Annotated in this window: 8 protein-coding genes and 1 pseudogene; 2 read left to right on the top strand and 7 right to left on the bottom strand. The window is 41.0% G+C overall.

The features are described 5' to 3' along the window. The 5 genes and pseudogenes from A379_RS13265 to A379_RS07020 all read right to left on the bottom strand — a co-directional run. Window positions 1-333 (bottom strand): annotated as a pseudogene (locus tag A379_RS13265) (PAS domain-containing protein); the annotation flags it as partial. 220 nt (window positions 334-553) lie between these two features. Beyond that, window positions 554-2,230 carry a formate--tetrahydrofolate ligase gene (locus tag A379_RS07035; protein ID WP_040727106.1) on the bottom strand — a complete coding sequence of 559 codons (1,677 nt, stop codon included), beginning with the start codon at window positions 2,228-2,230 and terminating at the stop codon, window positions 554-556. A 116-nt stretch (window positions 2,231-2,346) separates the two neighbouring features. After that, window positions 2,347-3,558, bottom strand: a complete 1,212-nt coding sequence (glcF, locus tag A379_RS07030) for a glycolate oxidase subunit GlcF (RefSeq protein WP_040727103.1) — start codon at window positions 3,556-3,558, stop codon at window positions 2,347-2,349. A 15-nt stretch (window positions 3,559-3,573) separates the two neighbouring features. Further along, window positions 3,574-4,548 (bottom strand): FAD-binding protein, encoded by a 975-nt coding sequence (locus A379_RS07025; RefSeq protein WP_051145072.1) that lies wholly within the window; start codon window positions 4,546-4,548, stop codon window positions 3,574-3,576. Then, window positions 4,548-5,984, bottom strand: a complete 1,437-nt coding sequence (locus A379_RS07020; protein WP_040727101.1) for an FAD-linked oxidase C-terminal domain-containing protein — start codon at window positions 5,982-5,984, stop codon at window positions 4,548-4,550. Before A379_RS07020 ends, A379_RS07025 begins: the two co-directional genes overlap by 1 nt. A gap of 101 nt (window positions 5,985-6,085) precedes the next feature. Here A379_RS07020 and A379_RS07015 point away from each other — a divergent pair, with 101 nt between their 5' ends. Further along, a complete protein-coding gene (locus A379_RS07015) occupies window positions 6,086-7,201 on the top strand; it encodes an alanine--glyoxylate aminotransferase family protein (RefSeq protein WP_040727099.1) in 1,116 nt (371 codons plus the stop codon). Window positions 7,202-7,323: 122 nt separating this feature from the next. Here the strand turns inward: A379_RS07015 and A379_RS12720 are convergent, their stop codons facing one another. Both A379_RS12720 and A379_RS07005 read right to left on the bottom strand, forming a co-directional pair. Further along, entirely contained in the window at window positions 7,324-11,289 is a 3,966-nt protein-coding gene (locus A379_RS12720) for an EAL domain-containing protein (protein ID WP_051145071.1), read from the bottom strand. Window positions 11,290-11,675: 386 nt separating this feature from the next. Continuing rightward, complete coding sequence (locus A379_RS07005) at window positions 11,676-12,848, bottom strand: sensor domain-containing diguanylate cyclase (RefSeq protein WP_040727096.1); 1,173 nt, start codon at window positions 12,846-12,848, stop codon at window positions 11,676-11,678. A gap of 141 nt (window positions 12,849-12,989) precedes the next feature. Between A379_RS07005 and hrpB the strand changes: the two genes are divergently transcribed. Next, window positions 12,990-15,539: an ATP-dependent helicase HrpB gene (hrpB, locus tag A379_RS07000; protein WP_040727095.1), complete on the top strand. Its 2,550-nt coding sequence runs from the start codon at window positions 12,990-12,992 to the stop codon at window positions 15,537-15,539. Window positions 15,540-15,581 lie beyond the last annotated feature (42 nt).

Raw genomic sequence — 15,581 nt, 5'->3', positions numbered from 1 at the left:
GCCTATGACTTGACTGTTTTCATCAAACATCGGTGTGGCATTGGCCTCTACCCAATAGTGGTCACCATTCTTTCGACGGTTTTTTACAATTTGGCGCCATGGGCGACCCGCCTGAATGGTGCCCCAAAAATCAGCAAAAACAGCAGCGGGAACATCAGGGTGTCTAAGTAGGTTATGAGGTTGCCCAAGTAACTCTTCATAAAGATAGCCGCTCGCTTCAACAAAGGCTTCGTTTGCATAGGTAATATTGCCTTGAAGGTCTGTGTGAGACACCAGCAAGGTGTCTTTTGGCAATATATATTCTTGTTGGGTAACGGGCTGATTGTTACGCATAACGGCTTTCCTGTTCAATGTGTGCTTTTAAATAAATTACGTTTATTACTCTAGCTTAGCAATCAAGATGCCAGTTGTTAAGTTAAGTTTTTAATTTTTTTTATAAAAGACGGATTAGGTGATTAAGCTAAGAAATGTTGGCTTAAAATAGTGGACTATTAAAAACAAAAAAGGGCATTAAAGCCCTCTTGGTAAGTGAATATACGCGGCTCTTGGTGATTTAAAACAACCCCGTAATTACACCTGAATCATCAATATCAATACGTTCTGCTGTTGGTACTTTAGGCAGGCCTGGCATGGTCATCATATCGCCAGCGATCGCCACAATAAAACCAGCGCCATTTTCGAGCTTAATGTCGCTGATTTCAACAGTGTGACCACTTGGTGCGCCTTTAGACATTGGGTTGGTAGAAAATGACATTTGCGTTTTCGCCATACAAATTGGCAAATTACCATATTGCGGTTGAATTCGTTCAATTTCAGCCTTAACTTTTGCACTTGCGGTAATACCACTTGCGCCATACATTCTGGTGGCAATGGTCTCTATTTTATCCCACAATGGCATTTCACTGTCGTAGAGATATTCAAAGCCTGTTGTATGGTTTTCAGCTAACTCGACCACGGCATGGGCAAGCTCTTCCGCTCCCGCGCCACCTTCTGCCCAGTGTTTAGAAATAATGCATTTAACCCCTAAAGATTCGACCTTTTTGATTAATAAATCGGTTTCATCATCCGTGTCAAAGGTAAAGTGGTTTATACAAACCACAGCAGGCAGCTTAAAGTTTTCAGTGACGTTATAGAGGTGTCTTTCAAGGTTTTCAAAACCTCTCTCAAGCGCTTCTAAGTTCTCTTGATTTAAGTGGTCTCTTTCAATACCACCGTGGAATTTTAGCGCACGAACCGTGGCCACTAAGACAACGGCTGACGGTGATAATTTGGCGGAACGACATTTAATATTTAAGAATTTTTCTGCGCCCAAGTCGGCACCAAAACCTGCTTCGGTAACGGCATAATCAGCCAGTTTTAATGCCGTTTGGGTGGCCGTTACTGAGTTACAACCGTGAGCGATATTGGCAAAAGGGCCACCGTGAACAATGGCAATGTTGTTTTCTAAGGTTTGCACAATATTGGGTTTAATGGCATCTTTTAATAAAGCGGCCATGGCGCCATGTGCTTTTAAATCACTGGCATAAACGGGGGTAACACGGTCTGTTTTATAACCAATGATAATGCGCCCTAAACGCTCTTTTAAGTCGGCACGGTTAGTGGCTAAACAGAGAATTGCCATCACTTCAGACGCTACAACAATATCGTAACCATCTTCACGCAAATAGCCGTTAGCTGGGCCACCTTGACCGACGGTGATATTACGCAAGGCGCGGTCATTCATATCAACCACACGTTTCCACTTAATGCGGCGAGGGTCAATATCTAAAGCATTGCCGTGGTTGATATGATTATCAATCATGGCAGAAAGTAAGTTGTGCGCCACACCAATGGCGTGAAAATCACCCGTAAAGTGCAGGTTAATGTCTTCCATTGGTACTACTTGCGAATAACCGCCACCTGCTGCACCGCCTTTCATACCAAAACATGGGCCAAGTGATGGCTCACGTAAGCACATAATGGTTTTTTTGCCAATGCGGTTTAAGGCATCACCCAAGCCAACCGTGGTCGTGGTTTTTCCTTCACCTGCTGGAGTAGGGCTGATGGCGGTAACCAGAATCAGTTTACCTTGCTCTTTTTTGTGTGACAGACTGTCTACATATTCTAAAGAGAGCTTAGCCTTGTAGTGACCATAAGGGTCTAACTCAGCAGCGGGAATACCAAAAAGTTCATCCGCTAAGTTAATGATTGGCTTCATCTTGGCATTTTGTGCAATTTCAATGTCAGACATAGTTTGGAGCTTCCTTCGTTTTTTGTAGCCGCTTACCCGGTTTTTTAATTTTATGTAGTGTATAGCTTGGGTTTTGCGAATGGTTTACATCTATTTATGATGTATATAGTGAAAAGTTATGAATCATTTGTTAGCAGTTCAATCCAATGTTTTACGGGGGTTTTTGTGCCTTTTTGTAAATGCATTAAGCAACCGATATTGGCGGTTACAATAATGGGCGGATTGGATTCCTGAAGATTTTTAAGCTTGTTATCACGCAGTTGTTTAGAGAGTTTAGGCTGAAAAATCGAGTAAGTTCCCGCTGAACCACAACAAAGGTGCGAGTCTGTGACATGACTGATTCGGTAGCCTAAACGACGCAAAAGGTCTTCTACCAGGCCTGGTAACTTCTGACCATGTTGTAAAGTACAGGGAGAGTGGAAGGTGACCTTTTGATTTTTATAATTTGTGAAAAGTGATAAGTCTTGTTTGCTTAAAAATTCGGCAATATCAAAAGTGTGTTCCGCAACACGTTTGGCTTTTTCTGCATATTCGCTATCTTCTCTTAATAGATGGGCGTAATCTTTAATCATCACGCCACAACCACTGGCATTAGAGATAATCGCCTGGGCACCTTGGTCAAGATAGTGAATCCACGCATCAATATTGGCTTTGACTTTTTTGATGGCATCGTCACTGCCTGATAGGTGATGATCAACCGCACCACAGCACTGCTCTTGTGGGGTTTCTAAGACATTTAAACCTAAGCGATTTAAAACCTTAATGCTCGATTGATTAATATTTGGAGCAAGAGCGGGTTGAACACAACCTGAAATAAGCAATACGCTCGATTTCATGGCATCCGCTTGGTCTTGCAAGTTTTGCTTTAAAGTGAGCTCATCTACTGTAAATTGCACCGCCTTAGAGTGACGTAAAAACGGCATAGCTTTAATGGTTAGGTTAAAGAACCACGGCGTGGTTAAGCTTTTACGAATAGTAAAACGTGCTACTTTTTGCCAAAGGCTACGGTTGCCTTTCTCTTCGGCCATCTCTCGGCCGATATCTAATAAATGACCATACTCAACCCCAGACGGGCAAGTGGTTTCACATGAACGACAGGTTAAACAACGATCTAAATGTGAGAGAGTATCAGTCGTGACCTCATTACCCTCTAGCACGCTTTTAATTAAGTAGATTCGGCCACGTGGTGAATCTAACTCATCGCCCAGTAGCCCATAAGTTGGGCAGGCGGATAAACAGAATCCGCAATGTACACAAGAGCGTAAAATTTTGTCGGCCGTTTGCCCCGTTTCAGTGGCTAATAAATCTTTAGGTAATTGAGTTTGCATAGGTAAACAGGTCGCTTATAGATCTTTAAAAATGTGATGAGGGTCAAAAACGTCTTTTAAACCTTTTTTAATCCTTTGAACACAAGGTTTATCGTTATTGCGTGGCGCAAAACGTGACTGCCACAGTGTGACATAAGGATGATTAGGTTTGTTCTTACTCGCAACCCAACGGCGTGTTCCGCCCATTCCTACGGCAATGGTGTTTTCTATTGCGGGATTGGTACTTTCAACATCCAAACGCCACAGCTTTTCACCTGGTTCTAATTTTGGGCGGAATGGGTTTAAAGTTTTCCATACATCATTACTGCACGCACTCACCTCAACACGGTTGTCTTGTTCAGGGTGTTCACCTGCCACTCGATAATAAAACTTGCCTTCAAAATAGGCACAGCCTGTTAACGGCAGAGCGGTACCTTGCATTTTATTCATCAGCAAAATCGCCTCACCCTCTGGCATGGTAATACAATAGGTGCGTTCTGGTAAAAGCGGTAATACCTTTAAACTCAGCTCAGTGACTAAAGCCAAAGAACCTTTAGAACCACATAACATGCGAGAGACATCATAGCCCGCCACGTTTTTCAGCATCTTACCGCCAAAACGCATTTCACGACCTTGGCCATCAATCAGTTGTGTGCCTAAAACAAAATCACGTAAACCACCTCTAAAAGGACGAGAAGGACCTGTTAACGCACAAGCGTAAGTGCCACCAATGGTGGAGTTGCCATATTCGGGTGGTTCAAAACCCAGCATTTGATTGTTTTCGGCTAACACGGCACTCAAATCGGCAAGTGTGGTACCCGCTTTAACGGTAACCACCAGTTCAGCAGGGTCGTAGCTAACGATGCCTGTATGGTCGTTAATACTTAAAAGTTCAGCATCTTCATAAATGGGCACCTTGCTTTGGTTTCCAGCTATTTGAAGCAGTTTTTTATCAACGGCGGCTTGTTTAATTTGGTCGGCGTAATGAGAAATTGAGCTTTCTATTGACATTAAAAACGCTCCAATTCTGGGTGTGGCAATTGATTATTATGGACATGCATATGCCCAAGTTCTGCACAGCGGTGCAAGGTGGGTATCGCCTTACCAGGATTTAACAGGCCTGTCTTATCAAAGACATTTTTAATGCCATGAAAAATCTCTAGCTCAGCTTCTGGATATTGATGACACATAGAGTCGAGTTTTTCAACACCCACACCGTGTTCACCTGTTATGGTGCCTCCGACATCCACGCAGAGCCTTAAAATCTCTGCGCCAAATTTTTCAGTCTCTTCCAGTTCGCCTGGTTTGTTTGCATCGTAAAGAATCAGCGGGTGTAAATTACCGTCACCCGCGTGGAAGACATTGGCGACTTTTAAGCCATATTTTTCAGATAATCTGGATATTTCATCCAATACAAACGCCAGTCGGCTACGTGGAATAGTGCCATCCATACAGTAATAGTCTGGCGAGTAACGGCCTACTGCTGGAAAGGCGTTTTTACGGCCTTGCCATAAAGCAATACGCTCTTTTTCATTTTGAGAAATGCGAATTTCGTAAGCGCCACCTTCACGTAGAATATCCGCTACTCGTTGGCTATCGGCTCTTACTTGGTCGTGACTGCCATCCACTTCACATAATAGAAGGGCGGCGGCATCCACTGGGTAACCCACTTTGGCAAAATCTTCAGCGGCGATAATGGAAAATTGATCCATCATCTCCAGGCCTGCTGGAATAATGCCTTGTTTGAGTACGGTTGTGACCGCATCGGCACACTCAGTTACCGATTTAAAGGCCGCCATAACCAGCTGTGCCGCTTCGGGTTTAGGAATAAGCTTGAGTTTAATTTCAACAATAACGCCTAATAGTCCTTCCGAGCCATTTAATAGAGCCAATAAGTCTAGGCCATCGTCTTTTTCATCAAAACGAATAATCTCTCCGTCCATATCTAATACGGTCAAGGAGGTTACGTTATGAACCGTTAGGCCATATTTTAAACAGTGAACGCCGCCCGAGTTCTCGGCCACATTCCCACCAATTGAGCAGGCGACCTGTGATGAAGGGTCTGGAGCATAATACAAACCATACTTGGCCGCCATTTCAGAAACCGTGATATTACGCACACCAGGTTGCACAACCGCAGTACGTTGCAGAGGGTCAATATGTAATATTTTATTGAGTTTTGAGAGTCCAAGGATTACGCTGTTTTCTAGCGGAAGGGTTCCGCCAGCTAGCCCAGTACCAGAACCACGTGTAATAACAGGGGTGTTGTAAGCCTTGCAGATTTTTAAGACCTGTTTTACTTGTTCTACATCTTCTGGAAGCACGACTGCCAAAGGTTTTTGGCGATAAGCGGATAAGCCATCACACTCATAAGGGCGACAAGCTTCTTCACTTGATAGGACACAATTTTTGTTTAAGGCTTCTTCTAAAGCTTGAATAACATCCATTTTTAACCTTGTGTATTACACGCGTTTGACACTATAATTGTGAAAAACTTGATTTAAATCAACTTTGACTAACCTCTTATTATTAAAAAAAGGTAACCAATATGCAATCTTTTAATCCACCAATTCGTACATTGATGGGGCCAGGACCATCAGATATTCATCCAAGAGTGCTTTCAGCTATGGCTCGTCCTACTATTGGACATCTTGACCCTGCGTTTGTCGGCATGATGGATGAGATCAAGGAACTACTAAAATACGCTTTTCAGACAGAAAATGCACTAACAATGCCCGTTTCTGCGCCAGGTTCTGCTGGTATGGAAACCTGTTTTGTAAACTTAGTAGAACCAGGCGATAAAGTCATTGTATGTATCAATGGTGTGTTTGGTGGTCGCATGAAAGAGAACATTGAGCGTTTTGGTGGTGAAGCCATTGTAGTTGAAGATGAGTGGGGAACAGCTGTTACACCTTCTAAAGTGGAAGACGCTTGTAAAGCCAACCCAGATGCTAAGATTGTTGCATTTGTTCACGCTGAGACTTCAACAGGTGCATTATCGGATGCTAAAATGATTTGTAAAATTGCCCAAGACCATAACTGCTTAACGATTGTGGATGCGGTAACTTCTTTAGGGGGTGTTGAGCTTAAAGTGGATGAGTGGGGTATTGATGCAATTTATTCAGGTACTCAAAAATGCCTTTCTTGCGTACCTGGTTTATCACCAGTGAGCTTTAGCGAAAAAGCGCTAGACAAAGTTCGTAACCGTGAATCACGTGTACCAAGCTGGTTTATGGATTTAAACCTAGTAATGGGTTACTGGGGACAAGGTGCAAAACGCGCTTATCACCATACCGCACCTGTTAACACGCTATACGCACTGCATGAATCATTAGTGATGTTAAAAGAAGAAGGTTTAGAAGCTTCTCATGCACGTCACGCCGCTGCTCATGCTCAGCTAAAAGAGGGCTTAACTGAGATGGGTATCGATTTTGTCGTACCAGAAGGTGAGCGTTTACCTCAGCTTAACTCAGTTGTGATTCCAGAAGGGTTTGACGATGCAGAAGTACGTGGCAAACTGTTAAACGAATATAATCTTGAGATTGGTGCTGGTTTAGGTGCGCTTGCTGGTAAAGTTTGGCGTATTGGTTTAATGGGTGACAGTGCTCGTAAAGAAAAAGTGTTGTTCTGCTTAGCCGCATTAAAAGAAGTTTTAGGTAAGTAATCAAAAAGTAACCGATTTATACAAACCTAAAAGCTAAAAAGCTTACAAAAAACGCCCTATATTCCTAGAAATATAGGGCGTTTTTTTATGAGTTTATGGAGGGACGGTACCCTTTTCTGTGATTAGATTTCAATCTTTAGAAGATAATTGTTTAACTCGGCACTTTTTTGTTTGAGTTCTGTTAATAGGGCTAGGGTATCTTCCTCAATATTGAGTAAACTGGATGCAATTGTTTGTTTAGCCAACCTATGAATTTCTTGATGAATATAATCTATTGCTTGATAATCTTCAGGCTTCAAGAGTTCTTTGCCTTTATTTAGTAACCACAGTCCAAATTCACAGCTTTTAGGTGAATAGTCATAGGTTAAATTTTCATCTGTACCGTCAGCAATAACGATTTGAAGTTTGTTTACCCAAGCAATATGTGCCAAACGTGCTTTAAGCAATTGTTTATTTTGTGGCGCAATTTCTATTAACGTTTTCCAAGTTGGATTGACTTTCCACTCTTTTAACCAAATATCTGTCTGTGTACGGCTCATCGGTTTACCGATGGCATACCCTTGCATAGACTCAATGCCCAGTTGTAGAAGCAATTCGATGTGTTGTTCTGTTTCAACCCCTTCGGCAATTACCGATATATTGAAGGCCTCTGCCATCGATTTAATGGCCTCGATAATACTTAAACTATTGGGTTCATTAAAGATCTCACGAATAAAGGCCTGATCAATTTTGACTTCATTCACAGGTAGGTTTTTTAAATAAGTTAAGGACGCATGGCCTGTGCCAAAATCATCAATCGCGAATTTAAAGCCCTTTTCTTTTAATCGACTGATTTGATGAGCAATTTTTTCTACTTTATCTAAAGAAGAGCTTTCTAAGATTTCTAGGGTAAGTTGATTGGGAGAGATTGTTTCACTATCCAAAAAACTCGCTAATAGATGATTAATAAACGCTTCATGCAATAAACTATTGCCATGAATATTTAAACTAATACCAATTTTATTTGTTCGGTTTTGGTTAATCGTTTGTAAGTACTGTATGCCATCTTGAATAATAAATTCGCTTAGCTTGTCCATCAGGCCAAACTGTTCAATCTGTGGCAAAAATTCAAAGGGTGCAACCAGACCTCTTTGAGGATGATTCCAGCGAATCAAACCTTCTAGAGAAATTACTTCACCACTGTGGCAGTTTACTTTGGGTTGGTAATAGAGCTCAAATAAACCTTGGTTGAGTGCTTGGCTGAGCTCATTTTTATCTTGAATGTTATCCCACTCATAATGTTGAATGGTATTTTTACCCTGTTGTTTTGCTTGGTACATGGCTTGGTCTGCTAAACGCAGTAGCTGTTCAGAGCCTAAGTGTTTGCCATAGTTATGTCCGTAATAAACAACACCGATACTGCTTGATACCTGTAATGAATGTTCTTCATAAACTACCTCACTAGAGGTTTCCTCGAGAATGCGCTGTTCAATAACAGAAAACTCATGTTGGTCTTTGGTACTGGAGATGACCACTACAAACTCATCGCCCCCTATTCGGGCAACAGTATCACTTTCACGAATAGAATCTAAAATACGATCAGCCAGTGTTTTAAGAAGAAAATCACCTGCCTGGTGTCCATAAGTGTCATTAATCGCTTTAAAGCCATCAAGGTCTATAAACAAAATCGCAATCATCTCATCAGATCGTTGAATGGCATGAATTGCTTGAGAAATTCGATCAGAGAGTAAAAAGCGATTGGGTAAATTCGTTAGAGCATCAAAGTGCGCCATTTTTTCAAGTTCATTTTGGTGCTCTTTTTCAAAGGTAATATCGGAGAGTAATCCAATATAGTAAGCTGTATTTTGACGATCATCTAAAACGGTGTTTATTTTTAAACGCTCTGGGTAAAGTTCACCATTTTTTTTGCGATTATAAAGTTCCCCTTCCCAGCTCCCTGTATCGTTTAAGGTTTGCCATAAATCTTGATAAAAAGACTTATCTTGAAGGCCAGAGCTCAGTATTTTGGGGTTTTTTCCTAAAAGCTCCTGTTCTGAATAGCCTGTTATCTCTTCTATGCGCTTATTGGCTCTTACGATGAGATTATTTTTATCACTTATTAAAATGCCTTCGTTAGCGGACTCAAATACTGTAGCGGCCTGTTTGAGTCTAATTTCCGATTCCGTTTTATTGGTAATATCACTCACTAATCCATCAATTGAAACCAATTTTTCGTCTTGATATACGCCATGGTGTTGCACAAGCAGAGTTTTGACGGTTTTACTCTTAGGTGAGGTGAGTTTTAGGATAAAAGTATCCGTAGTTTTTTCTCGTGAGATGAGTCGATTGGTGCTCTTTTGAGCGATTTCTATGGATTCAGGGAGCCAGTCGATATTGGTAAACCAGGGGCGGTTTAATACGGTTTCAACTGGCTGCTCAAAGACTTGACTAAAGCTGGCTGAAACGTAGTTTAAAATCCCGTCCTGACCACTATGTGAAAAAACCACATAGCTTTCTCCAAGGTCATCTAAAAGGCGTTGAAACTGGTTTTTTTGTTCCATGATTTGTTGATTAGAGCGGTGCTCTTTAACGATTCGCCAAATCTCATTTAGGATAAGCTGAAAAGTGTTGACGTCGTCTTGCGTATAATCGGTTGGCTTATTTCCCACCCCCGCAATTAATACCACTTCATTATGCTCAATCACGGGCAGTGAAATCATTCTCTTTAAGAAGGCATGACCTTCAGGTAAGCCTTTCTTTTCTTCATAAGTTACATAATCGTTAATGACAACAGGCTGTTTTTTGCGCGCCGCTTCTGCCCACACCCCAGCGCTTGAAATAGGGTAATGTGTTTCATAGTTTTCTAGATGGCAATAGTTCTTTAGCGTGTTGTGTGACCAGGCCATCAGTTCTATATAGCCGCTTTTAGGGTCAATGGCGTGAATAAAACTAATTGGGCTAGAGGACAATTTCTCGATTTTATCTAAGGCATATTGCATTAACTGGCTTTCATCCATCGTCTCTGCATATTTTGGTATGTCTAATAAAACTTCATCAATCAACGTTTGCTTTTTTAAGCGCTTTTCTTGTAAAGAGATAAGGTGTTTACGTTTTTCTGAGAGGATTAACAACCCAGTAATCGATAACAATAAGGCAATGAATAGGGTGATTTCGTTTTTGTACTGCTGCCATAGCTCTGTGGGAGTGATTTCAGGCTGAGTGTCAAAAGGAGTCAGTTTTAACGTTCTTAAAAGGTTTTCAAAAGGGAAGTAATCTCTTGGTGCAACAAAGCCAGCGATCCCCGCTTGTATGGCGGCAGGGTTATCGGCTCTTAAAGCAAATAGAGCCACTGAAATATCACGATTTAAATTTTCATCCAACCCTGGCAATATAATAAATGGCCATTCTGGATAAAGCGTTGTTGAAACGATATGAGGAAATTCGTCTTGATGTAATGGGTTTATGATTCTTATTTCATTAAGATTAAGCTTGTTAGCGTTCAGCCACTGTTCCAAAATACCAGTGCGAACAAAACCGACATTAGCCTTGCCTGATAACACCGATTCAATAACCGAGTCATTATCTCCAACTTCGATAAAACCCAACTTTTTATAATCAATTCCTGCTTTATATAGCTCATAAAGAGGCACTCGATAAGCCCCAGTATTATTCTTTGATGGAATGGCGATACGTTGGTTAACAAGGTCTGAAAGCTGTTGTATTTCAGTATTATTTTTTTTGGTAAAGATAACCCCGCCTAGTTGGTCAAGCGCTTGTTCACCATAAAAAAGTTGTAGTGTCGCAGTGATACCATTTAATGCCACTTTGCTTCTTAGGATTTCATACAGGCTAGGGTTGACTAAGAGCAGTTGTAGTTGTTTTTTTTGTAAGGCAGAAAGGAGCTCTTCTTGAGTATAGACTTTGAGCTCAACATCATGGTTTGGTAAGGCTTCAGAAAGGTAGTTGGCAAAACCTTGATATTGCTGCTGAACGGCAGCTTTAGCCTGGTATTGGTAAACGCCAAGTACTAATTTTTGAGATGCATGAACCCCTTGCGCAAATACCAGCAATATCAGCAAAGGTAGTAAATATAAGGTGGTTTTCTTCACATGAACCTTATTTGTCTGTAAAGAGGTTTTTAATAGAGCGCATTAAAATCATCCTTGGTTTTAAAATGCTAAATATGCAAAGTTCAATGTTAGGTGCTTTTCTGTAGAAATTGATGGTTGTTTTTGAATATGTTCTTTTGCTATGTGCTAATAAGGGAATATTTTTCAATCTACGCCTTAAAAACCAATAACATAGTTAGCTTCTTAGTATAATTAAATACTCATTATTAAGACAGTAAATGGAATAGCTCAATCTATAACTCTTGATTGATATCAAGAATTCATTAATCACTTATATAAAACAGATGACAAATTTCAGTATAGTTATGTATCTGCCTAGAATCAGTGCTTATTGATGCTCTTTAGAGAAGATTGTGAGTTGTTTTTTAAGGTTTTACTTTATTGTTCTCTTTGTCCGTGTCAGCTTCAAACAATTTGACCCTATTTCGTCCCTGCTGTTTGGCCATATAAAGTGCTTTGTCGGCCTGGCTAATGGAATCTTTTGGACTATTACAGTGTGTTTTATCACAAGCGCTTATTCCAATTGACAGGGTGACATATTTACTGCATTGAGAGCCGTTATGAGGAATTTTTAACGCCTCAACCTGCTCTCTTATTGCGTTAGAAAATTCAACTGCCTGATCAGCCTTAACCCCTGAAAAGAGAATTAAAAACTCTTCACCCCCGTAGCGACAAGCAATATCATTTGTTCTTTTTACATTCGTTTGTAGTACTTCGGCAATTTGTTTTAAACAGTCATCTCCTGCTAGGTGCCCATATTCATCGTTGAACTGCTTAAAAAAATCGATATCGAGCATTAAAGTGCTAAAAGGAGTTTGGTTGCGAGTGAGAAAGCCCCATGACTGTTTAAGTTGTTGATCGAGCGCACGGCGATTTTTAAGGCCTGTTAAGCCATCAATTAAAGAGAGTTCTTTGAGTTTAAGGTTACTTCTTTCTAATGATTTTTCTACTTGTTTAAGATGAGTGATATCGGTATGAGTACCTGAAAAACGTAATGGTTTACCTTGAGCGTCTCTCTTCACAATTCGACCTCGGTCGAGCATATAAACCCAGTGGCCGCCCTTATGTTGCATGCGGTGGACATTCCGATAGAATGGCGTTTTTCCATCCATGTGTTTTTGAATATCTTTAGAACACTGTTCTAAATCATCAGGATGAACACGGCTCTCCCAAGATTTATATGTTGGTTCTATTTCAGCGAGTTTATAACCTAAAAGTTGACACCATCTTTCATCAAAAACCACAATATTCGTTTGTGGGTACCAGTCCCATAACCCTAAATTTGAGCCTTCTAGCACCAGCTCTAAATATTCATTTTTTTCTTGTAAGTTTTTTTGTGCCAGTTGAAAGCGCTGTATCCAATAGGAGATAAATAGACCTGAAACACTGCCAACACTAAATGGCAAAATATAAAGGTGTGGTTTGACAACACCAACAAGATAGATAAATTGAAAAGTGGCAAATGTAGTAACAACTAAGGCACCAATCACTGCTGCAATGGCAAATTGTTTAACTGAATAGTGTGATAAAAATTGCATGATGCAGGATGCTCAGGTAATTAAATCTCTCTCAATGTACCAAAAAAAAATAGAATAGGGAATTAATTCAATGAGGTAGACACATGTATATGATAAATTCAATGCAATATCCCTTTTTTTAGTATGGTTTAAAACAGAATCGTGAAATTACTCCCTATATCCTCCTATTTACCCGCCATTTTTAATGCTCTAGTGGAATATGGCCAACTTATATTGCAGGCTGAGCCTGGTGCGGGTAAGTCAACAGCCGTGCCTTTACACCTTTTAAGTCAGTTGAGCAAAACGGACGGCAAAATTTTAATGCTCGAACCACGCCGTTTAGCAGCCAAGTCGATTGCGCAATTTTTGGCTAAACAGCTTAATGAAAAAGTGGGTGAAACCATTGGTTATCAAATACGTAATGAACGACGAGTGGGCGCTGATACTCGGTTAGAGATTATTACCGAAGGGATTCTTACCAGTAGAATTCAAAATGACCCAGAATTGAGTGATGTGGGCTTAGTCATTTTTGATGAATTTCATGAGCGTTCCATTCATGCCGATTTGGGTCTCACGTTGTGTAAAGAGGTTCGCACCGCCTATAACGAATCGTTAAAAATATTGGTGATGTCCGCCACGATTGACACTCAAAAAGTCAGCCAGTTTTTAGACAATGCGCCAATTATTGAATCTGAAGGGCGATGTTTTCCTGTTAATACGCACTATCTTACCAGGCCTGTAAACTCTCAATATGCAAACGAATGGTTGCCTGAACTGAATAAACTTGTTCTGAATGCCCTACAAGAAACCAATGGCGATGTTTTGGTGTTTTTACCAGGCCTGGGAGAAATTAACCGAAGTTTAGAAACGCTTTCTAACCAATTAGATTCAGCAAATTATCTTGTATTGCCGCTCTATGGCGCGCTTAAAGCAGAGCAGCAACAACAAGCATTACTCGTTGATAAAACAGGGCGACAAAAAGTGGTGTTGGCCACCAATATTGCAGAGACCAGTTTAACCATTGAAAATATTTCAGCGGTGGTTGATTCAGGTTATGAACGTGTCTCACTGTACGATGTGAGCAGTGGCATGACTCGTTTAATTACCCAACGAATCTCTTTAGCCAGCGCCCAACAACGCCAGGGACGAGCAGGGCGTGTGCAAGCTGGGCATTGTTTTAGGTTGTGGACAGAGAGTCAACAACAAGCCCTTAAACCATTCAGTGCCGAGGAAATTACCACTACCGATTTAGCCTCATTACAATTATCACTCGTGCAATGGGGGGTAAAAAGCTTTACCGAGTTAGAATGGCTTACCCCACCACCCAAAGCCCATATTGATGCGGCAATTACTCTGTTACAGCGTTTAGATTTAATAAACCCACAAATCGGCTTTTCTCCTAAAGGGCTTAAAGCGATTAACTACACACTTGAACCGCGTTTTTCGGCACTATTGGCCAGCTTACAAAATGAACCTGATTCCATTAAAGCAATGGCCTGTGATTTAGTGAGTGTGTTGAGCGATAGCCATTTTTTGCATGCGCCAGATGATGCCGATTTAGTCACACGATTACTTGCCATTCAACTCTACCGAGAAAACCGTCAACAAGCACTCAAGGCTTACCCTATTAAAGCAGGTATTGCCGAACAACTATTAATCAACGCCAGTAAACTCGGCAAACAGCTCGCTATTCAAAAACCAGTTCAACACACTTTATTGCAACTGCAAACCAGCCTGGGCAAATTGGTGGCCATGGCCTATCCCGACCGAGTGGCTAAATGTCGCAGTTTATCGAGCACAGAAAACCGTTATCTACTCAGTAATGGCAAAGGCGCGGTGTTGCCAGAATATAATCAGCTTAAAAATAGTGAATGGCTGGCTATTGCCGATTTAGATGGACAACGTAATGAGGGACGTATCTTCTTAGCCACAGCGGTTGAACAAACCCTATTAGAAGAGATGCTGGGTTTTGAAACATCGGCCAGCTATCGGTTTGAAGAAAAGAGCCAAAAGATAGTCGGTAAACAGCAAACTAAACTCGGGGCGATTGTTTTAAATGAACAAGCGTTATCGCAACCTGACAATACAAAAATACAGGCCTGTTTACATCAAGCGATTATAGATACGGATTTAAAAATCCTACCTTGGTCTAAAAACAACCAGGCCTGGTTAAATCGTGTGATTTGGTTAATGCAACACAATCCAGAAAACACTCAAAAGTGGCCAGATTTCACTTTACCAGGCCTGGTAACTTCCATTGACGATTGGTTATTTGCCTATATTGAAGGCATTTATTCGGTTAAAGCATTACAAAATTTGGCGTTAATGGATCTATTAAAAGCTCGCCTGCCCTATGAAGCCCTGGCACTTATTGATACTCAAGCTCCCGAAACCTATATGACGCCAAGTGGTAAAAAACTCAAAATAGATTATTCAGGTCAACGGCCAAAAGTGTCAGTGGTGTTGCAAGAGATGTTTGGTGAACTAAGCTCACCACAACTGGCTTGGGGTAAGGTCAATTTGACCTTTGAGTTACTCTCTCCCGCACAAAGACCCATACAAACAACCAGTGATTTGGCGCATTTTTGGCAAAATTCTTATTTTGAAGTCGCCAAAGAGATGAAAGGCCGTTACCCCAAACATCGCTGGCCAGAACAACCTTTAGAAGAGAAAGCTGGCAGGTCAATCAAATCTAAGAAGCCGAGTTTATGAAAAAAACAGAGGTCGGGTTTAAAAGTCTAAGTGTGTTTGGTC

It is taken from the genome of Thiomicrorhabdus sp. Kp2, from assembly GCF_000478585.1.
Classification (GTDB): Bacteria; Pseudomonadota; Gammaproteobacteria; order Thiomicrospirales; family Thiomicrospiraceae; genus Thiomicrorhabdus.
Note: the sequence above shows the minus strand (reverse complement) of the source record. Positions and strands in the feature narration are given on the sequence as shown.